At 75.4% G+C, this 22,468-nt stretch carries 21 protein-coding genes; 13 read left to right on the top strand and 8 right to left on the bottom strand.

Annotation, left to right across the window (positions count from 1 at the left end; all coding sequences use genetic code 11):
* Position 1 precedes the first annotated feature (1 nt).
* From VKZ81_RS34430 to VKZ81_RS34415, 4 genes are all read left to right on the top strand, one after another.
* Positions 2–706, top strand: a complete 705-nt coding sequence (locus VKZ81_RS34430; RefSeq protein ID WP_324245952.1) for a nuclear transport factor 2 family protein — start codon at positions 2–4, stop codon at positions 704–706.
* Positions 703–1,731 carry an amidohydrolase family protein gene (locus VKZ81_RS34425; RefSeq protein ID WP_324245951.1) on the top strand — a complete coding sequence of 343 codons (1,029 nt, stop codon included), beginning with the start codon at positions 703–705 and terminating at the stop codon, positions 1,729–1,731. The genes VKZ81_RS34430 and VKZ81_RS34425 overlap by 4 nt, the downstream gene beginning before the upstream one ends.
* 94 nt (positions 1,732–1,825) lie before the next feature.
* Positions 1,826–3,124 carry an MFS transporter gene (locus VKZ81_RS34420; RefSeq protein WP_324245950.1) on the top strand — a complete coding sequence of 433 codons (1,299 nt, stop codon included), beginning with the start codon at positions 1,826–1,828 and terminating at the stop codon, positions 3,122–3,124.
* A gap of 55 nt (positions 3,125–3,179) precedes the next feature.
* A complete protein-coding gene (locus tag VKZ81_RS34415; protein WP_324245949.1) occupies positions 3,180–3,323 on the top strand; it encodes a hypothetical protein in 144 nt (47 codons plus the stop codon).
* Positions 3,324–3,361: 38 nt separating this feature from the next.
* Here the strand turns inward: VKZ81_RS34415 and VKZ81_RS34410 are convergent, their stop codons facing one another.
* Entirely contained in the window at positions 3,362–3,964 is a 603-nt protein-coding gene (locus VKZ81_RS34410) for an AAA family ATPase (protein WP_324245948.1), read from the bottom strand.
* A 157-nt stretch (positions 3,965–4,121) separates the two neighbouring features.
* Between VKZ81_RS34410 and VKZ81_RS34405 the strand changes: the two genes are divergently transcribed.
* From VKZ81_RS34405 to VKZ81_RS34395, 3 genes are read left to right on the top strand one after another with little or no spacing between them, the layout of a single operon-like run.
* Positions 4,122–5,300 (top strand): aminotransferase-like domain-containing protein, encoded by a 1,179-nt coding sequence (locus tag VKZ81_RS34405; protein WP_324245947.1) that lies wholly within the window; start codon positions 4,122–4,124, stop codon positions 5,298–5,300.
* Positions 5,301–5,310: 10 nt separating this feature from the next.
* Complete coding sequence (locus VKZ81_RS34400; RefSeq protein WP_324245946.1) at positions 5,311–5,802, top strand: Lrp/AsnC family transcriptional regulator; 492 nt, start codon at positions 5,311–5,313, stop codon at positions 5,800–5,802.
* Positions 5,799–6,956: an aminotransferase class I/II-fold pyridoxal phosphate-dependent enzyme gene (locus VKZ81_RS34395; RefSeq protein WP_324245945.1), complete on the top strand. Its 1,158-nt coding sequence runs from the start codon at positions 5,799–5,801 to the stop codon at positions 6,954–6,956. The genes VKZ81_RS34400 and VKZ81_RS34395 overlap by 4 nt, the downstream gene beginning before the upstream one ends.
* Here the strand turns inward: VKZ81_RS34395 and VKZ81_RS34390 are convergent, their stop codons facing one another.
* A complete protein-coding gene (locus tag VKZ81_RS34390) occupies positions 6,957–8,111 on the bottom strand; it encodes an NAD(P)/FAD-dependent oxidoreductase (RefSeq protein WP_324245944.1) in 1,155 nt (384 codons plus the stop codon).
* A gap of 48 nt (positions 8,112–8,159) precedes the next feature.
* Complete coding sequence (gene sigJ / locus VKZ81_RS34385; RefSeq protein WP_324245943.1) at positions 8,160–9,047, bottom strand: RNA polymerase sigma factor SigJ; 888 nt, start codon at positions 9,045–9,047, stop codon at positions 8,160–8,162.
* 118 nt (positions 9,048–9,165) lie between these two features.
* On the opposite strand from sigJ, the gene VKZ81_RS34380 reads away from it, so the two are divergent.
* A complete protein-coding gene (locus VKZ81_RS34380; protein WP_324245942.1) occupies positions 9,166–9,354 on the top strand; it encodes a hypothetical protein in 189 nt (62 codons plus the stop codon).
* A gap of 12 nt (positions 9,355–9,366) precedes the next feature.
* Here the strand turns inward: VKZ81_RS34380 and VKZ81_RS34375 are convergent, their stop codons facing one another.
* The 3 genes from VKZ81_RS34375 to VKZ81_RS34365 all read right to left on the bottom strand — a co-directional run bounded on the left by VKZ81_RS34375 (position 9,367) and on the right by VKZ81_RS34365 (position 13,673).
* A complete protein-coding gene (locus VKZ81_RS34375) occupies positions 9,367–10,560 on the bottom strand; it encodes a hypothetical protein (RefSeq protein ID WP_324245941.1) in 1,194 nt (397 codons plus the stop codon).
* Between the two features lie 209 nt (positions 10,561–10,769).
* The gene (aspS, locus tag VKZ81_RS34370) at positions 10,770–12,572 is read right to left on the bottom strand and encodes an aspartate--tRNA ligase (protein WP_324245940.1); all 1,803 of its coding nucleotides are present in this window, start codon (positions 12,570–12,572) and stop codon (positions 10,770–10,772) included.
* Between the two features lie 66 nt (positions 12,573–12,638).
* On the bottom strand, positions 12,639–13,673 hold the full coding sequence (locus tag VKZ81_RS34365; protein WP_324245939.1) for an Rv2578c family radical SAM protein: 1,035 nt from the start codon (positions 13,671–13,673) through the stop codon (positions 12,639–12,641).
* Positions 13,674–13,742: 69 nt separating this feature from the next.
* Between VKZ81_RS34365 and VKZ81_RS34360 the strand changes: the two genes are divergently transcribed.
* The 5 genes from VKZ81_RS34360 to VKZ81_RS34340 all read left to right on the top strand — a co-directional run bounded on the left by VKZ81_RS34360 (position 13,743) and on the right by VKZ81_RS34340 (position 20,543).
* Positions 13,743–14,282, top strand: a complete 540-nt coding sequence (locus VKZ81_RS34360; protein WP_324245938.1) for a gluconokinase — start codon at positions 13,743–13,745, stop codon at positions 14,280–14,282.
* 113 nt (positions 14,283–14,395) lie between these two features.
* Positions 14,396–17,194: a YibE/F family protein gene (locus VKZ81_RS34355; RefSeq protein WP_324245937.1), complete on the top strand. Its 2,799-nt coding sequence runs from the start codon at positions 14,396–14,398 to the stop codon at positions 17,192–17,194.
* 159 nt (positions 17,195–17,353) lie between these two features.
* The gene (locus VKZ81_RS34350) at positions 17,354–18,094 is read left to right on the top strand and encodes a sugar phosphate isomerase/epimerase family protein (protein WP_324245936.1); all 741 of its coding nucleotides are present in this window, start codon (positions 17,354–17,356) and stop codon (positions 18,092–18,094) included.
* A gap of 11 nt (positions 18,095–18,105) precedes the next feature.
* The gene (locus VKZ81_RS34345) at positions 18,106–19,209 is read left to right on the top strand and encodes a Gfo/Idh/MocA family protein (protein ID WP_324245935.1); all 1,104 of its coding nucleotides are present in this window, start codon (positions 18,106–18,108) and stop codon (positions 19,207–19,209) included.
* A complete protein-coding gene (locus VKZ81_RS34340; protein ID WP_324245934.1) occupies positions 19,206–20,543 on the top strand; it encodes an MFS transporter in 1,338 nt (445 codons plus the stop codon). Before VKZ81_RS34345 ends, VKZ81_RS34340 begins: the two co-directional genes overlap by 4 nt.
* Here the strand turns inward: VKZ81_RS34340 and VKZ81_RS34335 are convergent.
* Together VKZ81_RS34335 and hisS are read right to left on the bottom strand one after the other, a co-directional pair.
* On the bottom strand, positions 20,479–21,078 hold the full coding sequence (locus VKZ81_RS34335) for a class I SAM-dependent methyltransferase (RefSeq protein WP_324245933.1): 600 nt from the start codon (positions 21,076–21,078) through the stop codon (positions 20,479–20,481). The two genes, VKZ81_RS34340 and VKZ81_RS34335, sit on opposite strands and share 65 nt — an antisense overlap.
* A gap of 129 nt (positions 21,079–21,207) precedes the next feature.
* Entirely contained in the window at positions 21,208–22,467 is a 1,260-nt protein-coding gene (gene hisS, locus VKZ81_RS34330) for a histidine--tRNA ligase (protein WP_324246010.1), read from the bottom strand.
* Position 22,468: the final 1 nt, after the last annotated feature.

Below are 22,468 nucleotides of genomic sequence, written 5' to 3'. Positions count from 1 at the left end.
CATGTCCACGACCGAGGCATCCACCGAGATCGAGCAGCTGCGCCGCACGGTCGACGACCTCGCGCGGCGCCTCGCGATCACCGAGGCCCGCCACGAAGTGCGCACGCTGCACCACAAGTACGGCTACTACCTCGACAAGTGCCTCTACCAGGAGGTCGTCGACCTGTTCGCCCGCGACGGCGACGTCGTGTTCATCGGTGGGCGCTACCGGGGCCGCGCGGGCGTGGAGCGGCTGTACCTCGAGCGGTTCCGGCAGCGGTTCACCCGCGGCCACAACGGCCCGCTCCCCGGCTTCCTCCTCGACCACCCGATGCTGCAGGACGTGGTGACGGTCGCGCCGGACGCGCGGTCGGCGAAGGCCCGCATCCGCGCGCTCATGCAGGCCGGGGTCCACGAGTCCGCGCCGGAGCTCGCCGGGCGCACCTCGTTCGAGCAGTGGTGGGAAGGCGGCGTCTACGAGAACACCTACGTCGTCGAGGACGGCGTCTGGAAGATCAAGGAGCTGCACTACCGGCCGTTCTGGCACGCCGACTACGCGAAGGGCTGGGCGCGCACCGCGCCGATGAACCACCTGATCCCCACGAAGACCTACCCCGAGGACCCGACCGGGCCCGACGAGCTGCTGCCCGACTTCGCGTTCTTCCCGAACACCGACGTCCTGCCGTTCCACTACCCGCACCCCGTGACGGGGCAGCCGTGGGGGTGAGCTACCGGCGGATCGCCACCGAGGAGGCCTTCGCCCCGCCCGAGCTGCTGCAGCTCTACCGCGGCCTGCTGCGCGACGGGGAGGGCGACAAGGGCTTCCAGAGCCTGTGGGGCTTCTACCTGGGCAGCGCGGCGGAGCGGCCGCGGGCCGTCGTGCGCAAGCTGGCCGACCTCGGCGCCGAGCGCATCGCCGACATGGACGCCGCCGGCATCGACCACCAGGTCCTCGCGCTCACCGCACCCGGCACCAACGTCCTCGACCCCGCCACCGCACGCTCGGTGGCCGCGCTCGCCAACGACGTCGCCGCGCAGGCCGTGCGCGACCACCCCGACCGGTTCACCGCGCTCGCCGCGGTCGCGTGGCAGGACCCGGATGCCGCGGTCGCCGAGCTGGAACGCGCCGTGCGGCGGCTCGGGATGTGCGGCGTGGTCGCCAACTCCCACGTGCAGGGCGACTACCTCGACGACCCGCGGTTCTGGCCGGTGCTGGAGGCCGCCGAGCTGCTCGACGTGCCGGTCTACCTGCACCCGAACACCCCGAACGACCGCATGGTCGACCCGCTGTACGAGGCGGGCCTCGACGGCGCGATCTACGGGTTCGCCGTCGAGACCGGGATGCACCTGCTGCGGATCATCAACGCGGGCGTGTTCGACCGGTTCCCGCGGCTGAAGCTCGTCGTCGGGCACCTCGGCGAGGCGCTGCCGTTCTGGCTGCCCCGGATCGACCACTTCCACGCCGCGCAGGTCGCGTCCGGGCGCTACCCGGCCATGAAGGCGCTGCAGCTGCGCCCGAGCGAGTACCTGCGCCGCAACGTCTGGTACACGACCAGCGGGATGGCCTGGCAGCCCGGGATCATGTTCGTCCGCGACGTCGTCGGCGCCGACCGGGTGCTCTACGCGATGGACTACCCGTACCAGTACGTGCCCGACGAGGTGCGCCACCAGGACCAGCTCCCGCTCGACGCGGGCGAGAAGCGCGAGTTCTTCGAAGGCATCGCGATCCGCCTGTTCCACCTGACCGTCTGACCGACCATCTCCCTCCCCCCGCAGCGGACCGGCGCGGCCGGCCCGCCGACCCGCCGTGGAGCACACCGTGGACCCAGCCGTGCCCTCTGGAGCCGTGCCCTCTGCCGCGAGCCCCGCCGCACCGGGGGCGCCGCCGACGGATGCGGGCCCGGGCCTGCGCCCGCTGGCCCTGGTCGCGTTCGTGCTGGCCAACCTGTGTGCCTGGTCGGCGATCCTCACCCCGGCCGCGATCACGCTGGCGCTGCGGGTGCGCGAGATCGACCCGGACGGGGCGAGCGGATCGCTGTCCCTGGTGGCGGCCGTCGGCGCGGTGTTCGGGATCATCGGGAACCCGCTGTTCGGGCGGCTGTCGGACCGCACCCGTTCCCGGTTCGGCATGCGCAGGCCGTGGATGCTCGGCGGGACCGCGGCCGGTGCCGTGGGGCTCTGCCTGGTCGCGGTCGCGCCGTCGATGCCGGTGCTGGTGGTCGGGTGGGCGGTGACGCAGCTGGGCATCCAGGCGCTGCTCGCCGCGATCACCGCGGTGCTGCCCGACCAGGTGCCGCCGCACCAGCGCGGGCGCATCGGCGGGCTGGTCGGCATGGGGCAGGGCGCCGCGACGACGCTCGGGACGGGGCTGCTCACGCTGAACGCGGGCTCGCTGACCTGGGGCCTGCTCGCACCGGTCGGCCTGGCCGCGGTCGCCGTCGGGTTCCTGTGCCTCGTGCTGCCCGACCGGGTGCACGACGGGCGGCCGCGGCCGCCGCTGTCGGTTCGGGAGATCGCGTCGAGCTTCTGGTCCAGCCCGCGCCGCTACCCCGACTTCGCCTGGACCTGGGTGAGCAGGCTGCTCGTGTTCATGGGCATCACGATCCTGATCGTCTACCAGACCTACTTCCTGCTCGCCCGGATCGGCGTGCCCGCCGCGTCGATCGCCGCCGTGATGTTCGGGGTGCTGCTGCTGGAGAACGGCGTGAGCATCGCCGCGAACCTGGTCTCGGGCTACCTCTCCGACCGCGCCGGCCGGCGCAAGGTCTTCGTGGGCGCGGCGGCCTGCCTCGGCGCGCTGGGTTTCGCCGTCGCCGGGCTCGCGCAGACGCTGCCGGTGTTCCTCGTCGGCGTCACGCTCCTCGGCGCGGCCAAGGGCGTGTACGTCGCGGTCGACCTCGCGATGGCCACGGACCTGCTGCCCGCCGGGCGCGCGGAGGCCGCGAAGAACATGGGCCTGTTCACGATCGCGAGCCTGTTCCCCAACCTCCTCGCGCCGATGATCGCCCCGCTGGTGCTGGCGATCGGGGCCGGGCCGCCCGCGCCGGGGGCGCCGGCCGGGAACTACCCGCTGCTGTTCCTCACCGGCGGGTTGTTCATGCTGGCCGGGGCGCTGGCGGTCCGACCGATCCGCGGGGTGCGGTAGCCGGTCGCTCCCGGACGCGCCGCGCGGCGGGCGCGCGCGGCCGGCGTTCCCCTCGGTGGCGCCAGGAGGCGGGGCTGGCCTGCTCGCCGACGCCCTGGTGGACGGGAACGACGAGCTCTCCGGCGCGCACACCGGCACGGCCGGCCCCGACGTCGCCGGGCGTCCGGCCATCGAGCTCACCGGGCCCACCCGCCGCTGACCGGCGCCGGTGCAGGTCGTGTTCTCCTCGACGCCCGGTCAGCCGAAGCGCACGTGGCGCAGGCTCACCGCGTAGCGGCGCAGCCGCCGCCGCAGCGGACCGTCGAGGTTCGGCGCGATCGGCAGCCCCGCCGACCGGGCGATCCGGGTCGCCACGTCCGGCACCGGAAGGGCGTCGGTGCGGATGTGCTCGGCGAACTCCGGCCCCTGCAGCCGCTCCAGGCACTCGTCGAGCTTCGCGACGGCGAAGCTGTCCCCCTTCAGCCCGCGGCCCCAGCCGCGCTCGCGCAGCCGCCGCAGCACCGTCTCCCGCTCGGCGAGCAGCGCGAAGTGGCGCACGTCGTGCCCGTCCTCGCGCAGCCGCCCGACCACCTCGTCGAAGTAGCCGGGGTTGACGAGCGTCATCGGCGCGATGACCGGGCCGTCGTGCTTGCGCAGCACCAGGTCGAGGACCTCCCGCACGCCCTGGCGCCACGCCGGGAAGTCCTGGAAGTCGCCGCGCAGCGCCGTCGGCGTCATCCGGTGCAGGCCGAAGCCGACGTGCTCCGGGTCGCACACCACGCTGCCCGGCAGCCGCCGGTGCAGCTCGTAGGCGGTCTGGGTCTTGCCGCCGCCGAACGGCCCGTTGATCCACAGGAGCACCCGCCCGACCTTAGGCCATCTCAGGATCCGAGAAATCAGTTCCGCATCACAGGACACGTGGGGCATCCTCTGCACGGGCGCAACCCGGCCCGCCCTCCAGTTCGCCCTGCCGACCCAGGACGACGCACCACCCCTGGTTCGACAGAAGGCGATCCGCGTGTCCATCACCCTCTCCACCCGGCTGCGCGACGTGAGCGGCTCGGCGATCCGCGACCTCCTCGCGCTCACCGCCCGCCCCGAGGTGATCTCCCTCGCCGGCGGGCTCCCCGGCACCGACCTGCTCCCCCGCGAGCGCATCGCGGCGGCCCTCGCGAAGGCCGCCGCCGACCCGGCGGCCATCCAGTACGGCGAGACCGCGGGCCTGCGGCCGGTGCGCGAGGTGCTGGCCGCCCGCGAGTCCGAGCGCATCGGGCGCGCGGTCGCCCCCACCGACGTCGTGGTGACCAGCGGCTCGCAGCAGGCCCTCGACCTGGTGGCGCGAGCGCTGCTCGACCCCGGCGACCCGGTCGTGGTCGAGGACCCGGTCTACGTCGGTGCGCTGCAGGTGTTCCAGGCCGCGGGCGCCGCGCTGCACGCCGTGCCCGTGGACGCCGACGGGATGGCCGTCGACGTGCTCGCCGACCGGCTCGCCGCCGGGCTGCGACCCCGGCTGGTGCACACCGTGTCCAGCTTCCACAACCCCCGCGGCGCCACGCTCAGCGCGCCCCGGCGGGCCCGCCTGGCCGAGCTCGCCGAGCGGTACGGCTTCCTCGTGGTCGAGGACGACCCGTACGGGCTGCTGGCCTTCGCCGGGCCGCCCGCACCGCCGGTCGCCGGGTTCGGTGAGCGTGTGGTGCGCCTGTCCAGCGCGTCGAAGATCCTCGCCCCGGCCCTGCGGGTCGGCTGGCTCACCGGTCCCGCGCCGCTGTGCGCGGCGGTCGAGCGGCTCAAGCAGTCCACCGACCTGTGCACCTCGAGCCTCACCCAGCTCGTCGCGGCCGAGCTGCTGGCCGACCGCGCCTTCCTCACCGCGCACCTCGACCGGCTGCGCGCGGCGCTGCGCGAGCGCGCCGCCGCCCTCACCGGCGCCGTCGCCGCGGTCTTCGGCGACGCGGTCACCTGCTCCGTGCCGACCGGCGGCATGTTCTGCTGGGTCGAGTTCACCGACGGCACCCGGCCGGCCGACCTCCTGCCGGCCGCGCTCGACCGCGGCGTCGGGTACGTACCGGGCACCGCGTTCGCCGTCGCGAAGGACCTGTCGGCCGCGGCCCGGCTCTGCTTCGCCTCGAACCCGCCCGGTGAGCTCCACACGGCCGTGGAGCGGCTCGGCGCCGCCTGGCGCGCGAGCGCGACGTAGGGTTCGGCGCGTGCGCCAGATCCTGGAACTGCTGGAGCGCGACGCCCAGCTCTCCCACGAGACGATCGCGACGATGACCGGCCTCCCGGTCGCCGAGGTGAGCGAGGCGATCGCGGCCTGGGAGGCGTCCGGGGCGATCCGCCGCTACAAGGCCGTCGTCGACTGGGACGCCGTCGACGAGGACCCCACCAGCGAGCGGGTCACCGCGTTCATCGACGTCTCGCTCACCCCCGCCCGCGGGGTCGGGTTCGACGACGTCGCGGCGCGCATCGCCCGGTTCGAGGAGGTCCGCAGCGTCTACCTGGTGTCGGGCACGCACGACCTGCGCTGCACGGTGATCGCGCCGACGATCCGGGCCGTGTCGGACTTCGTGTCGCAGAAGCTGTCCACGATCGACCGGGTGCAGTCGACCGCCACGCACTTCGTGCTGAAGACCTACAAGCGCGACGGCGACGCGTTCACCGCCCAGGAGGCCGACCACCGGCTGCCGGTCACGCCATGAAGCCGCTCAACTCCGTCATCGCCGCTTGTCCCCCGTCGGGGATCCGCCGGTTCTTCGACATCGCCGCGGAGATGGACGACGTCATCTCCCTCGGCGTCGGCGAACCCGACTTCGTCACCCCGTGGCGGGTGCGCGAGGCGGGCATCTACGCCCTCGAGCAGGGCTACACCACCTACACCTCCAACGCGGGGCTGCCCCGCCTGCGCGAGCTCATCTGCGCCGACCTCGCCGCCCGCTACGGCGCCGACTACGACCCCGCCCGCGAGTGCCTGATCACGACCGGCGTGTCGGAGGGCCTCGACCTCGCGCTGCGCGTGCTGCTCAACCCGGGCGACGAGGTGATCGTCCCGGAGCCCTGCTACGTGGCCTACGAACCGTGCGTCGCGTTCGCGGGCGGCACCCCGGTGCGGGTGCCCACGCGCGCCGAGGACGGGTTCGCCGTCGACGCCGACGTCGTCGCGGCCGCGGTCACGCCGCGGACGAAGGCGATCCTCCTCGGCTCGCCCGCCAACCCGACCGGCGCCGTGCAGCCGCGGGCCGCGCTGGAGGCGCTCGTGCGCCTCGCCGAGCAGCACGACCTCTACCTGGTCTCCGACGAGATCTACGACCGGCTCACCTACGCCGGCAGCCACACCTGCCTGGGCACCCTGCCCGGCGCCCGCGACCGCACGGTGCTGCTCGGCGGGTTCTCGAAGGCCCACGCGATGACCGGCTGGCGGGTGGGCTGGATCTGCGCCCCGGCCGCCGTCGCCGAGCTCGCGGTGCGGGTGCACCAGTACACGATGCTGTGCGCGCCGCACGTGTCCCAGCTCGCCGCCGTCGAGGCGCTCTCGGCGCCGTCGGACGAGGTGGACGCCATGGTCGCCGACTACGACCGGCGCAGGCGGGTGTTCGTCAAGGGCCTGCGGGAGACCGGGCTCGACTGCCCGGAGCCCGGTGGGGCGTTCTACGCGTTCCCCTCCATCCGCTCGACGGGAATGGACTCGGTGACGTTCGCCGAGCGGCTGCTGCAGGCCGAGCGCGTGGCCGTCGTCCCGGGGAGCGTCTTCGGTCCCTCGGGCGAGGGCCACATCCGCTGCTCCTACGCCACGGCGCTCCCCCAGCTCGAGGAGGCGCTCGTGCGCATCGACCGCTTCCTGCGGCAGGCGGGCTGATCAGGCGGCGGTCTCGTCGTCGGCAGGCTCGTCCGGGAAGAACGGCAGCTCCTTCCGCACCCGGTCGGCGGCGGCGAGGATCGCGGCGGCGTCGTCGACCGGCGGGTGGATCGCCTGGTTGATCTTCTTCTTGATCTCCGCTCCGGCGGCGCCGGTCGCCATCACCCTGCGGTCCCAGCCGCGCGTGAAGATGCCGCCCGCGTCGCCGAGGTCGAGACAGGTGACGTACCGGCCGGGGGTGAACGGGCGCAGTGGCGCACCCAGCAGGTCGGCCGCCGCGTTGTAGCCGGCGACCTTGCCGAGCGGGGTGGCGTGCTGGCAGGCCTGCATGGCGGTGTGCTCGGCGTCGAAGGCCGCGGCGGCCGCGTCCCCGGCGACGAACACCTCGGGCAGCGCGCGCAGGTGCCGGTCCACCGGCACCCGGCCGAGGGGGTCGAGCTCGTCGGTGATCTGCCCGGTGAGCCCGCTCGCCCGCATGCCCACCGACCAGACCACCGCGTCGGCGGGAACCCGGCTCCCGTCGGACAGCACCGCGTAGTCGTCGCCGACCTCGGTCACGGTCGTGCGGAGCCGGGTCTCGATCCCCAGCTCGTCCAGCGCCTTCTCGATCTCCGGGCGCGGGCCGGGGCCGAGCTCGGGCCCGACCACGTCCGCCCGGTCCACCAGCAGCACGCGCCCCCGGTCGGCCAGCGCGGTCGCCGCCTCCAGCCCGACGAACCCCGCGCCGACGACCACGACCGAGAAGCCGTCGCGGCCGCGCAGGTGGTCGGCGAGCCGACGGGCGCCGTCGAGGGTGTCGATGTCGAACAGCCGCTCCGCGCCGGGCAGCCCGTCGGGCCGGACGAGCGCGCTGCCCGCGGCGAGCACGAGGCGGTCGTAGGCGAGTTCGGTGCCGCCCGCGTCCACCACGCACCGCCCGGTGTCGATCGTGCGCACCGCGGCCCGCAGGTGCTCGACCCCGATCGGGTCGAGGATCCGCCGCAGCGGCACCGTCGCCCGTTCCGGCTCCGGCTCGTACAGGCGCGGTCGCAGGACGAGGTCGTCGTTCGGCGCGACCAGGGTGATGCGCAGCCGGGCATCCCCGCGCGCGAGCGCCGCCCCCGCCGCGCTCCACACGCCCGCGAAACCGCCACCGATGATCACAACGTGGGCCACGTGCCTCCCCTTCGCTCGTTCCATCGGCAGGGAGACAGGGCGGCGGGCTCAGATGTGACCGATGCGCGCGAGCTTCTCCGGGTTGGCCTGCCTGCGGATGGCGGTGATGCGCCCGTCGGCGATCTCGACGGTGTCCAGCCACACCGGCCTGCCGCCGCGGTGGGTCAGCAGCGCCGGCAGGCCGTTGACCTCGACGATCCGGGTCCCGTCCGGCCGCCTGGTGGTGATCAGCCGGATCGTCAGCAGGGCCACCGGCTCGGCGCCCGTGACCGGCCTGCGCGCGGCGGGCACGTGGCCGCCGCCGTCGCCGACGTAGACGACGTCGGGGTGCAGCAGCGCGACGAGCCGGGCCATGTCCCCGGCGTGGGCCGCGGCCCGGAACGCCTCCAGCACCCGCCGGGTCTCGGCCTTCGACGCGCGTGGGCGCTCCTGCACCGCGGCCACCCGGGACCGCGCGCGGGAGGCGAGCTTGCGGGCGGCGGCGGGCGTGGTGCCGAGGACCTCCGCGATGTGGTCGAACGGGACGGCGAACACGTCGTGCAGCACCAGCGCGACCCGCTCCGCGGGGCCGAGCGCCTCCATCACCACGAGCATCGCGGTGCTCACCGACTCGTCGACCAGCACCTCCTGCGCGGCGTCCGGCCCCGTGAGCAGCGGCTCGGGCAGCCACTGCCCCACGTAGGACTCGCGGCGGACCCGAGCGGACCGCAGCACGTTGTACGACGTGCGGGCCGCCACGGTCACCAGCCAGGCGCGCAGGTCCCGCACCTCGGACAGGTCGGCGGCCGCGGCGCGCAGCCACACCTCCTGGGTGACGTCCTCGGCCTCGGCCACCGTGCCGAGGATCCGGTAGGCCGCGCCGAACACCGCGGCGCGATGCGCCTCCCACTCGACCCCCGCCGGCCAGCCGGTCGTCCGGCCCCCGTCGTCGTGCACGGCGCCCATCCTGCCCCCGGGCGACACGCCACGACCTCCGGTGGTCGGACGTCCACGCGTCGTGACCGTCACGCCGGCTTCATCCGAGCGCAATCCGGGCCGAGGATCCTCGGCCGGCATGGAGAACGCCGTGTGCCCGCTCTGCGCCCGCCACCGCACCCCGGGCGACGCGCTCACCTGGAGCAGCCGGCACGAGCCGGACGGCACGATCACCTGGATCTGCCCCACCTGCACCCGCGCGCAGCTGTGGCGGATCGAGGCGCTGCTGCCGCTCGTCCCGCCGGAGCCGGCCCGCCGGGTCGCCTGACGTCCCGGCCGGTCAGGCCACGGAGCGGAACGCCGGGTAGAGCGGCAGGGTGCCCGGCGCGTCCGGGAACCGCTTCGCGAGCGCGTCGGCCACCGCGTCGCCGAGCTCGGCGGTGCCGGGCAGCCCGCCGCTCTCGGCCTCCCGCGCCATCTGGCGCCAGTAGTGCCCCAGCGCGCTGCTGATGCGGGGCGACCGGGTGGCGTCGGGGCCGATCGGGCGGTCGCGCTCGCGGATGCGGGGCAGCAGCCACCAGGTGGTGAGCCACACCCACAGCAGCTGCGCGTGCAGCAGCCTGCGCTCGAGCACGGCGGGCTCGTCCAGGTCGGGCCAGACGGTCGCGATCTCGTTGCGCCACGCCTCGAGCATCGTGTCGGCGAGGCCGGCGGGCAGGGCGAAGCTCGCCTCGCACCCGGGGAACGGCACCCGGAAGTACGCCGCGTCGAGCGCGACGTCGCGGAAGCAGCCCCACTCGAAGTCGACGAACCGCACGCCCCGGCTGGTGACGAGGTTGTTGTCGGGGCAGGTGTCGGACGGGCTGAACGCCCGGTACCGGGTTCCGCCGAGCAGCCGGGCGGTCTCGTGGGCCTCCAGGATCGCGGCGGACGAGGCGTCGACGCCGAGCTCGCTGGCGAGCAGCGCGGGGCCCTTGGCGAGCGCGATGCGCGCGTCCTCCGCGACCGGGTCGCGCCACGCCCGCTCCCCCAGCCGGCGCAGCAGCGCGCCGAAATCGCCCTCCCGGCCCGCCGTGGCGGCCTGCATCCGGCCCAGCGCCCGCGCCCAGCTGAGCATGTTGCTGCGGGCGGCGGCCGGGTCGGGCCCGAACAGCTTGTCGGCGAGCGTCGAGCTGCGGCCCAGGTCCTCCAGCACGAGCAGGCGGGCCTGCGGGTCGTGCGCGATCAGCACCGGGCTCGGGCGGCTGTCGGCCGGGAGCGCGGTGAACAGCTGACAGCTCGCGACCTCGTAGTGGAACGGGTCGGGCCGGTCCGGGTCGGGCTCGCCGAGGTAGTGCTTGACGACGATCGTGCGCGGCAACGAGAACGGGTTGCGCGCGAGCCGGGCGCGCGCCACCACCGACCGCTCGCTCCCCCCGAGGTCCTCGGGGTCGGCGAGCACCACACCCGCCCCCGACCGGCGGGTGAGCAGCCGCTCGGCAGCAGCCAGCGCAGCGAGCACCGGCCTGGGGAAGCTGCCCAGGTCGCGAACCATCGTGTCGACCCTACCCCGCGGAAAGCCTTCGCCGGCCCCGTTCCGAACACCTCCGGACGGCCCCGGGAACGGGTGCGTCACCGTCCTGCCTGCCACCGTTCGCCGCCTGCGCGGACGCCCTCATGCCCCGCACCGGAGGCCCGCTGCGCGGGCGGGTCGGCGCGGGGCGGGCCGGTCGTCCGGCAAGCGGCGCGCCGACCCCGCGGCCCTCACGACCGCGTCGGCGGTTCGTCGCCGGCCGGGGACGCCGCGGCGGGCGGTGGCACCACGTCGACGCCGGCCTCCTTGCGCTGCTCGGGCGTGATCGGCGCCGGCGCCGACGTGAGCGGGTCGAAGCCGCCGCCGGTCTTCGGGAACGCGATCACGTCGCGGATCGACTCGGCCCCGGCCAGCAGCATGCAGGTGCGGTCCCAGCCGAACGCGATGCCGCCGTGCGGCGGCGGGCCGTAGGCGAACGCGTCGAGCAGGAAGCCGAACTTCTCCCGCTGCTCGGCCTCGTCCATGCCGAGCAGCGCGAACACGCGCTGCTGCACGTCCGAGCGGTGGATACGGATGGAGCCGCCGCCGATCTCGTTGCCGTTGCAGACGATGTCGTAGGCGTAGGCCAGCGCCTGGTCCGGCGCCTCCTCGAAGCGGTCGATCCACTCCGGGTTGGGCGAGGTGAACGGGTGGTGGACCGCGGTCCACCCGATCTCGTTGCCCTTCTCGTCGCGCACCCGCTCGAACAGCGGGGCGTCGACGACCCACACGAACGACCAGGCGCTCTCGTCGACCAGGCCGCAGCGGCGCGCGATCTCGCCGCGGGCGGCCCCGAGCAGCTCGCGGGCGTCGGACGGGTGGCCGGCGGCGAAGAAGATCGCGTCGCCGGGGGCGGCGCCGACGGCCTTGGGCAGGCCCTCCCGCTCGGCCTCGGACAGGTTCTTCACGACCGGGCCGCGGTCGCTCACCGCGCCGTCGTCGTCGACGAGCACGTACGCCAGGCCGCGCGCCCCGCGCTGCTTGGCCCACTCCTGCCACGCGTCGAGCTGCTTGCGCGGCTGGCTCGCGCCGCCCGGCATCACGACCGCGCCGACGTAGGACGCCTGGAACACCCGGAACGAGGTGTTCGCGAAGTACTCGGTGAGGTCGGTCAGCTCCACCCCGAACCGCAGGTCCGGCTTGTCGGAGCCGTAGCGGGACACCGCCTCGGCGTAGGTGAGCCGCGGGATCGGGCGCGGGATCTCGTAGCCCGCGAGCTCCGACCACAGCGCGGCGACGATCTCCTCGCCCAGCTCGATCACGTCGTCCTGCTCGACGAAGCTCATCTCGATGTCGAGCTGGGTGAACTCCGGCTGCCGGTCGGCGCGGAAGTCCTCGTCGCGGTAGCAGCGCGCGATCTGGTAGTAGCGCTCGACGCCCGCCACCATCAGCAGCTGCTTGAACAGCTGCGGGCTCTGCGGCAGCGCGTACCACGAGCCGGGCCGCAGCCGGGCGGGCACGAGGAAGTCGCGCGCGCCCTCCGGCGTGGAGCGGGTGAGCGTCGGGGTCTCGACCTCGACGAAGCCGCGCTCGGCCAGCACGGTGCGCGCGATCCGGTTGGCCTCGCTGCGCAGCCGCAGGGCACGCGCGGGGCCGCTGCGGCGCAGGTCGAGGTAACGGTGCTTGAGGCGGATCTCCTCGTTCGCGTCGCTGTGCTCGTCGAGCGGGAACGGCAGCGGCGCCGACTCCGAGAGCACCGTCAGCGACGTGGCGGTGATCTCGATCTCGCCGGTGGCCAGGTCGGGGTTCTCGTTGCCCGCGGGGCGGCGCACCACCTCGCCGACGACCTGCACGCAGAACTCCGCGCGCAGCCGGTGCGCCCGCTCGGCCATCTCGCCCTCGCGGAACACCACCTGCGCCGAGCCGGAGGCGTCCCGCAGGTCGATGAAGATCACGCCACCGTGATCCCGGCGGCGCGCCACCCACCCGGCGAGCGTCACGGTCTGTCCGGTGTGCTCGGCACGCAGAGTGCCGGCGGGGTGGCTGCGCATCACGAGGCGAGGTTATCCGGCCGGGGCCACCCGGATTCCGCGCACCCCGCCCACGCCCCGCCGCACGGCTCACAGGAGCGTCAGCTGCTCGGCGGGTGGGGCGGGAGCGGCCTCCCGCGCCGGCGTGCGGGGCATGCCCACACCCCGGTCGAGGCCGTGGCGGGCGAGCAGCGGGCGGACGCGTTCGGCCAGCGCCCGGCGGTACTCCGGGTCGGCGTAGGAGCCGCGGCGGTACAGCCGCTGGTACGGCCCGACCAGGCCCGGGTGCTCGCGGCCCAGCCACGCCATGAACCACTCGCGCGTGCCCGGCCGCAGGTGGAGGGCGAGCACGGTGGCGCCGCTCGCGCCCGCCGCGCTGATCTCCGCCAGCAGGTCGTCGAGCGCCTCGGCCGAGTCGGTGAGCATCGGCAGCACCGGCGCCACCATCACCCCGCAGTCGAACCCCGCGTCGACGATGCGGCGCACCAGCTCCAGCCGCGCGGCGGGCGACGGCGTGCCCGGCTCGAGGCGGGCCTGCAGCGGCCGGTCGAGCAGGGCGAGCGACACCCCGAGCGACACCGGCACGTCGGCCGCGGCCGCCGCGAGCTGCGGCAGGTCGCGCGCGAGCACCGTGCCCTTGGTGAGCACCGAGAACGGGGTGCCCGAGCGGGCCAGCGCGGCCACGATGCCGGGCATCAGCCGGTAGCGGCCCTCCGCCCGCTGGTAGGGGTCGGTGTTGGTGCCCATCGCCACCGGCTCGCGCCCCCACCGCGGCGAGCGCAGCTCGCGCTCCAGGACCCGCACGATGTTGACCTTCACGACGATCTGGCGGTCGAAGTCGGCGCCCGCGTCGAAGTCGAGGTAGGTGTGCGAGTTGCGCGCGAAGCAGTAGGTGCAGGCGTGGCTGCACCCGCGGTAGGGGTTGATCGTCCAGGTGAACGGCATCGGCGACGAGCCCGGAACCCGGTTCAGCGCCGACTTCGCCTCCACCTCGTGGAACACCGTGCCCGCGAACTCCGGGGTGCGCACCGACCGCAGCAGACCCCGCATCCCGGGCAGCGCGGGCGCCGCGCCGACGCCGTCGTCGAGCACCTGCTGCCCGCTCCAGCGGAACCCGGAAGCCATACCGTCATCGAACACCCGTTCGATGACGGGTGCAAGCGGGCGCCCCGGCGATGCGCGAAGCTCTCCCCCATGACACGCACGTTGGTGGTGATGGGGGTCTCCGGTGTCGGCAAGAGCTCGGTGGCCGGCGCGATCGTCGAGCGCACCGGCTGGGCCTTCGTCGAGGGCGACGACCTGCACCCGGAGGCCAACCGCGCCAAGATGGCCGGCGGGACCCCGCTCGACGACGAGGACCGCTGGCCCTGGCTGCGCCGCATCGCCACCTGGATCGGCGAGCAGGAGGCCGCGGGCCGCGACGCCGTGGTGACCTGCTCCGCGCTCAAGCGCAGCTACCGCGACCTGCTGCGCGACGGGCACCCCTCCGTGCGGTTCGTGCACCTGCTCGCCCCGCGCGCGCTGCTGCAGCAGCGCGTCGACAACCGCCGCGGCCACTACATGCCCCCGTCCCTGCTCGACAGCCAGCTCGCCACCCTCGAGCCGCTCGAGCCCGGCGAGCCCGGCTTCGGCGTCGACACCGACCGTCCGCCCGCCGACGTCGCCGAGGAGGTGTTGGAGCGCATCGGCCGAACGGACGCACCGGGCGCGCCGAGCGGCCGCAACACCCGCTGACAGGCCGGACGCCCGACCGCTGAGCCCCGGACGGCGGGCCGGTGACCGCGCAGCAGCCACCGGCGAACGGACGAGGCGCCAACCACCGCGCCCCCGTTGTCAGGATGGGGATCGTGCCTGCTGACGAACCGGAGGAGACCATCCGGGCGGTCCGGGGCAGACGCGCGGCCGGCCGTCACCGCACGGACCGGCCCGGCGCCGCCCCGCAGCCGCCCGACGCCGGCTTCCCCGTCCGCCGGCCCGACGCGCCGCGGCGCTCCCGCCGCCGAGGCGCATCCGCGCACCACGCCCCGGAGGCCCCCGCCCACGACGCGTTCGCCGACTGGTACGGCGGGGGCGCCTGGGAGGGCGGCGACCCGAGCGGCGGCTGGCCGGCCGTGGAACGGCCCGACCCCGAGCAGGTCGCGGGCGGCTGGGACCTCGCCGACTGGCCGCCCCCCGCGGAGCCCTCACCCGGCGGCGGCGCCGACCGCGACGCAGACGAGGGCGAGGGCGCGACGGCGCAGCCCGGGCGCAGGTCCCGGCGGCGCGCCGCCGAGCGCCGGCAGGCCGACGACCCGCAGGAGGCCCTCGACCCGGACGGTTCGCCGTACGGCGGGGACCAGCAGGGAGTCGGCCCTGCGCGCACGCAGCAGCGCCGCGTCGACCACCGGGCCGAGGCCGATCCCGAGGAGGCCGCCTGGTACGGCCGACCCGCGCCGCCCTCAACCCCCGACGCCCGGGGCGCCGGCGAAGCCGCACCCACCCGCGGTCGCGCCCCCGGACGGCAGCGGCCCTCGGCCGAGCCCCGGGCCGACGCCCCCGTCGGCGCGGACGACCTGTTCGGCGCACCCGCCGACACCGGCGCCGAGCCACCCGCAGCGCCGAGCGGCCCCGCCCGCGCAGCACCCGGCGTCGGCACCCGGCCCGAGGCTCCCCTCGGCGAAGCCGACTGGTTCGGCGAACACCCCGACACCGGCGCCGAGCCGCCCGCGGCGCGCAGCGGCCCGACCCGGGCCCGGCAGCCGCGCGTCGACCCCGCGGGCGAGCACGACGTCGACCACGCCGGCTGGTACGGCCCGCCCGACGCGGGCCCCGCCGCCGACGGCGGGGCGGCCCGCCCTCGACGCGCCGCGCACCCGCCACCTGCCGACGCCCACAGCGACGCCAGGGGCACGGGCCCGCCCAGCCGGTACGCCGCAGCCGAACCCGGTCCCGCGGCCGGCCCCGCGCCGCCGAGCGCCCGCGGTCGCGCTGCCGGACCGCAGCGGCCCGGCGGCGACCCGCAGGCCGATGCGCCCGTCGGCGAGGCCGACCGGTACGGCGGTGCCCCGGACGGCCCTGCGGCCGAGCCCGGCCGCCGCTCCCCCGACGCGCCCACCGCCGGGCGTGGCCCGGCCCGCTCGCGGCGCCCGCGCCTCGACGGGGGCCGCGCCGCGATGCCGGCCCGCCGCCCCGGCGACCCGCCGGCGGCGCCCGCGGAGCTGTTCGTCGAGACCACCGCGGAGACCCCGGCGCTGACCCCCGAGCTGCTGGGGGTCCACGACCGGGCCCGCGCCGCCGCGGAACCCGCCGACGGCCGCACCGCCGACGGCAGGGCCACCGACGGCAGGGCCACCGACGGCAGGGCCACCGAGGCCGCCTCCGACGCCGCGGGGCCCCGCCGCGTCCTCGGCGTCCCCGTCCCCGCGCTGCCCGCCTGGGCGACCCGGTGGCTGCCCGCCGCGAAGGCGGAGCCCGGACCCGCCGCCGCGGGTCACGGGCACGGGCACGGCCCCGCCCGCCCGGCCGGCCGCAGGGTCCGGATCCTCATCGCGGCCCTGCTCGTGCCGTGCGCCCTCGCCACGCTCGTCGGGCTCGCGCTGCTCTGGCCCACCGGCGGGCCGCCCGCCACGACGTACCAGTCGGCCCAGGAGCAGGTCCGGGCCCAGGTGACCGCGACCCGTCCCACCGACTGCACCCCGGGCTCCGGCAACGGCGGGTGCGTCGCGCTCGTCGTGCACATGGCCGACGGGCCCCGCCCCGGCCGCGACCTCATCCAGGTCGTGCCGGTGGAGCCCGGCACCCCGCAGTTCGCGGTCGGCGACCGGGTCGTGCTGGGCTGGTCCGGCGCGGACCCGGAGGACGCGGGCTCCTACCAGGTGATCGACTTCCAACGCGACACCCCGCTGTGGTGGCTGGCCGGGCTGTTCGCCGTCGCGGTGCTCGCCCTGGGCCGCTGGCGCGGCCTCGCCGCGCTCGCCGCGCTGGGGCTCAGCTTCGTGGTGCTGCTGTTCTTCGTGGTCCCGGCGATCCTCGCCGGCCGCGACCCGCTCGCCGTCGCGGTGGTGGGCTCCTGCCTGATCATGTTCGCGGTGCTGTACCTCACGCACGGCCCGTCGGCGCGCACCTCGACGGCCGTGCTCGGCACCCTGCTCTCGCTCGCGCTCATCGGGGCGCTCGGCGCGGGGTTCTCCGCCGCGGCCCGGCTCACCGGCCTCGACGACCAGACGAGCAACCTGATCGCCACGCTCGGCACCGGCGTCGACGCCCGCGGCCTCCTGCTCGCCGGCGTCGTCATCGGCGCGCTCGGTGTGCTCGACGACGTCACCGTCACCCAGACCAGCGCCGTGTGGGAGCTTCGATACGCCAACCCCGCCCTGGGTGCACGCGGCCTGTTCACCTCGGCCATGCGGATCGGGCGCGACCACGTCGCGTCCGCCGTGAACACCCTCGTGCTCGCCTACGCCGGCGCGGCGCTGCCGCTGCTGTTGCTGTTCTCGGTGTCCGGGCGCGGCTTCGGCGAGGTCGTCACCTCCCAGGACGTAGCCACCGAGATCGTGCGGACCCTGGTGGGCAGCATCGGGCTCGTGGCCTCGGTGCCGATCACGACGGCGCTGGCGGCCGCCGTGGCCGCACGGGAGACCGTGCCGGCCGCGGACGAGGCACCGTAGATCCCGACGGACGGCGCGTTCGTCGGAACCCATCCGGCCAACGGGCCGTCCGTCGGACGGGTCGGGGCGCCCGATGGACGGCGCGGTGCACCCTCCGGGATCGTCCGCCCGCTGGGACAGCGCTTGCCCCAGCCGCCTGCCAACCGTGATCCTCGTCGGGTGACCCTCCTCTCCGTTCAGCTCTACACCCTGCGCGAGCAGCTGGCCGAGGACCTGCCCGGCACCCTCGCGCGGCTCGCCGGGCTCGGCTTCACCCAGGTCGAGCCGTTCAAGCTCACCGACCACGCGGCGCAGCTCGGCCCCGCGCTCACCGCCAACGGGCTCACCGCGCCCACCGCGCACCAGCACGTCGTGGGCACCGGCGCGGAGCAGGAGATCTTCGCCACGGCCGCCGCCCTCGGCGTGGGCACCGTGTTCGACCCGCGCATCGACCGGGTGCGCTTCGAGACCCCGGACGGGGTGGCGGCCGTCGCCGACGACCTCAACGCCGCCGCCGAGGTCGCCGCCGCGCACGGCGTGCGCCTCGGCTACCACAACCACGCCCAGGAGCTGGAGATCGTCCACGACGGCACCACGGCGCTCGAGCTGCTCGCCGAACGCCTCGACGACGCGGTCGTGCTCGAGGTCGACACCTACTGGGCGGCGGTCGGCGGGCAGGACCCGGTGGAGCTGCTCAAGCGGCTCGGCGACCGGGTCACGGCCGTGCACATCAAGGACGGGCCCGCCACCCCGGACCCGCTCGACCAGGTGGCGGTCGGCCGCGGCGGGCTCCCGGTGCGGGACATCCTCGCCGCCGCCCCGCACGCGCTGCGGGTCGTCGAGCTCGACGACACCCGCGGCGACCGGTTCCAAGCGGTCGCCGACAGCCTCGCCTGGCTGCGCACGGAGGGGTTGGCGTGAGCGGAGCCGGCGTGAGCGGGGGGCCGGTGCGGGTCGGCGTCATCGGCGCAGGCGTCATCAGCACCGAGTACCTGCGCAACCTCACCCGCTTCCCCGACCTGGACGTCCGCGCGGTCGGCGACCTCGACGCCGAGCGGGCCCGCGCGCAGGCCGACGCGTTCGGCGTGCCCCGCGGCGGCGGGGTGGCCGAGGTGTTCGACGACGACGCGATCGAGCTCGTCGTCAACCTCACCGTGCCGCAGGCCCACGTCGACGTGGCGCTGCAGGCGATCGCGGCGGGCAAGCACGTGTGGAACGAGAAGCCGATCGGCCTGGACCGCGAGGGCACGCGCAAGCTCCTCGACGCCGCGCGGGCGAGCGGGCTGCGGGTGGCGACGGCGCCGGACACGTTCCTCGGCCCCGGCATCCAGACCGCGCGCCGGCTCGTCGAGGGCGGGGCGATCGGCAGGCCGCTCACGGCGCTCACGCTGCTGCAGAGCCCCGGCCCCGAGTCGTGGCACCCCAACCCCGACTTCCTGTTCCAGGACGGCGCGGGCCCGCTGTTCGACCTCGGCCCCTACTACCTCACCGCGCTGGTCCAGCTGCTCGGCCCGATCACGCAGGTCTCCGCGGTCACCTCGAAGGCGCGCGAGGTGCGCACCGTCGGGTCGGGGCCGCGCGCCGGGCAGCGATTCGACGTCACGGTGCCCACCCACGTGGCGGCCATCTACCGGTTCGCCGGCGGGGCGAGCGCGCAGAGCGTGTTCAGCTTCGACTCGGCGGTGAAGCGCCGCGTGATCGAGGTGGCAGGCACCGACGGCACCATCGCCGTGCCCGACCCCAACACGTTCGCAGGCGACATCGTGGTCCACCGCATGGACGGCGAGCAGACGACCACCCCGTCGGCGCCCGCACCGGCCACCCGCGGCACCGGCGTGCTCGAGCTGGCCCGTGCGGTGCGCGCGGGCAGGCCCGAACGCGCGTCCGGGGAGCTGGGCGAGCACGTGCTCGACGTCATGATCTCCACGATCGAGGCGGCCGAGCGCGGGACGCCGGTGGACGTGGCGACCACGGTCGACGTGGCGCCCGCCCTGCCGGAGGACTGGGACCCGACCGTGCGCACACTGGGCGAATGAGCACGACCGAACGGCCGACCGGGCGACGCATCGCGGTCGCCAGCTTCGTCGGCACCGCGATCGAGTTCTACGACTTCTACATCTACGGCACGGCGGCGGCGCTCGTGTTCGGCGGGGTGTTCTTCCCGTCGTTCTCGCCGCTCGCCGGCACGCTCGCGTCGTTCGCGACGTTCGCGGTCGGCTTCGTCGCCCGGCCGCTCGGCGCGATCCTGTTCGGCCACTTCGGCGACCGGATCGGGCGCAAGCGGATGCTGATCGTGTCGCTGGTGCTCATGGGCGGCGCGACGGTCGCGGTCGGGTTGATCCCGTCGTTCGAGACGATCGGGGTGCTCGCGCCGATCCTGCTGGTGACGGCCCGGTTCCTGCAGGGCGTCGGGCTCGGCGGCGAGTGGGGCGGCGCGGTGCTGCTCGCCACCGAGTACGCCCCGCCGGGCAAGCGGGGGCTCTACTCGGCGTTCCCGCAGCTCGGCCCCGCGGTCGGCTTCGTCCTCGGCAACGCGATGTTCCTGCTGCTGGACGCGACGATGTCGGACGAGACCTTCCGCGCGGTCGGCTGGCGGATCCCGTTCCTCGCCTCGGTCGTGCTGCTCGTGGTGGGCTACTACATCCGGATGCGGATCGCCGAGACCCCGGTGTTCCAGGCCGCGATGGACCGGCAGGAGCGCTCCCGGGTGCCGTTCGCGGACCTGCTGCGCCGCCAGCCGAAGGTCCTGGTGCTCGCGACGCTGTCGTTCGTCCTCGCCCACACGCTCTTCTACACGGTCACCACGTTCGCGCTGTCCTACGGCACGACCACGCTGCACGTCGACCGCACCACGATGCTGCTGGCCGCGATGGTGGCCGTGGCCGTCATGGGCGCGCTCACGCTGTGGTTCGCCGTGCAGTCCGACCGGGTGGGCCGCAAGCGGGTCTGCATCGCGTCGGCGGTGCTCGCGGCGGTGTGGGCGTTCCCGCTGTTCTGGCTGATCGACACCGGCAACCCGCTGCTGATCACGCTGGGCATGGTCGGCGGGTTGATCTGCTTCGCGATGCTCTACGGGCCGATGGGGGCGTTCCTGCCGGAGCTGTTCCGGGTGCGCTACCGCTACTCGGGCTCCTCGTTCGCCTACAGCGCGAGCGGGATCGTCGGCGGCGGGCTCAGCCCGATCATCGCCACCGACCTGCTCGCCCGCACCGGGTCGAGCGCCGCGGTCTCGGCGTACGTGCTGGTGATCGCCCTCGTGTGCCTCGGCGCGCTGCTCCCGCTGGGCGAGACGAAGGACGCCGACTTCACCGACGGCCTGGCGGGCGCCGACGGTCGGACGGGCACCGACGGTCTGACGCCGCCGCGTTGAGCCGCGCCACGAGGTGCGCCTCCCCGTCCCGCTCGACGTGGTGGAGCACCTCGAGGCCGGCGAACGCCGCGAGCAGCTCCCCCGCGGGCGCGCGGAACGGGCCGGGTCCCTCGCCGACCTCGGACAGCACGGTGACCACCAGCAGGCCGCCGGGAGCGAGCCGAGCGGCCAGCTCCGGGTAGCGGGCGGGGTCGCGGAAGCGCTGGCACACGACGACGTCGTAGGGCCCGCCCTCGGGCAGCCCGTCGTCGAGGTCGTGGCGCAGCCACCGCACCGCGACGCCCTCCCGCACCGCGAGCTCGCGCCCGGCGTCCAACGCGACCGGGGAGACGTCGACGGCGTCGACGGCGAACCCGCGGGCGGCCAGCCACACCGCCACGGTGCCGCGGCCGCAGGCCACGTCGAGGGCGCGCCCGCCGGGCGGGAGCAGCTCGGTGCGCCCGCGCAGCGCGTCGGGCGGGGCGGGCCCCACCGCGCCCACGGCCACCGCCGCGGCGTGCCGGGCGTCCCAGCGCTCCCGGTCCGATTCGGCCACGCGGCGAGCGTAAGCCGCCGCGGCCACCCTCGGCGATCCGGGCGATGCGCCCCCCGGCGCTTTCAGGAAAGCCACATTCATGACGCTGGGCTTCAGGAAAGCCACATTCCTGAAGCCAGGGGCACGTCTTCAGCCGACCGCGCCGACCACCGTGTCGACCACGGCGTCCAGGGCCACCGACCGCTGCTCGCCGCTCGCCAGGTCCTTGACCGCGATCGTGCCGGCCTCGAGGTCGCGCTCGCCGAGGACGAGGGCGAGGCGGGCCCCGGACCGGTCCGCGGCCTTCATCGCGCCCTTGAGCCCGCGCCCGCCGTAGGCGAGGTCGACCCGCACGCCCGCCCGCCGCAGCTGCGCCGCGATCTGGACCAGCCGTCGCTTGGCCGCGTCGCCCAGCGGCACGCCGAACACCTCGCAGCGGGCCTCCGACCAGGGCGCGACGCCCTCGACCTTGCAGGCCAGCAGCGTGCGGTCGACGCCGAGGCCGAACCCGATGCCCGAGAGCGGCTTGCCGCCCAGCGTGGCCATCAGCCCGTCGTAGCGGCCGCCGCCGCCGATCCCGGACTGCGCCCCGAGCCCGTCGTGGACGAACTCGAACGTGGTCTTCGTGTAGTAGTCCAGGCCGCGCACCATGCGCGGGTTCTCCACGTAGGACACGCCGAGGTCGTCGAGGTGCTGCTTGACCGCGGCGTAGTGGTCGGCGGCCGCCGCCGACAGGTGGTCGACCAGGAGCGGGGCGTCGGCGAGCATCGCGCGCACCTCGGGCCGCTTGTCGTCGAGCACCCGCAGCGGGTTGAGCTGGGCGCGGGCCCGAGTGGGCTCGTCGAGCGGGAGGCCGGCGAGGAACTCCCGCAGCATCTGCCCGTACGCGGGGCGGCACTCGGCGTCGCCGAGCGAGGTGATCTCCAGCCGGTAGCCGGTCAGCCCCAGCGCCCGGAACGCCTCGTCGGCGACGGCGATCACCTCGGCGTCGAGGGCCGGGTCGTCGACGCCGATCGCCTCGACGCCGACCTGCTGCAGCTGGCGGTAGCGGCCCGCCTGCGGGCGCTCGTAGCGGAAGAACGGGCCCGAGTAGCGCAGCTTGACCGGCAGCCCGTGCCGGTCGAGCCCGTGCTCGATGACTGCCCGGACGACGCCCGCCGTGCCCTCCGGCCGCAGCGTCACCGACCGCTCGCCGCGGTCGGAGAAGGTGTACATCTCCTTGGTGACCACGTCGGTGGACTCGCCGACCCCGCGCGCGTACAGCGCGGTGTCCTCGAACACCGGCAGCTCCAGCAGCCCGTAGCCGGCGCGGTCGGCGGCGGCCTCGAGCGTGGCGCGGACGTGGGCGAACCCCGCCGACTCCGGCGGGTAGTACTCCGGGACGCCCTTGGGCGCGGCGAACGGGGTGATC

It is taken from the genome of Pseudonocardia sp., assembly GCF_035305885.1.
Lineage (GTDB): Bacteria > Actinomycetota > Actinomycetes > Mycobacteriales > Pseudonocardiaceae > Pseudonocardia.
Note: the sequence above shows the minus strand (reverse complement) of the source record. Positions and strands in the feature narration are given on the sequence as shown.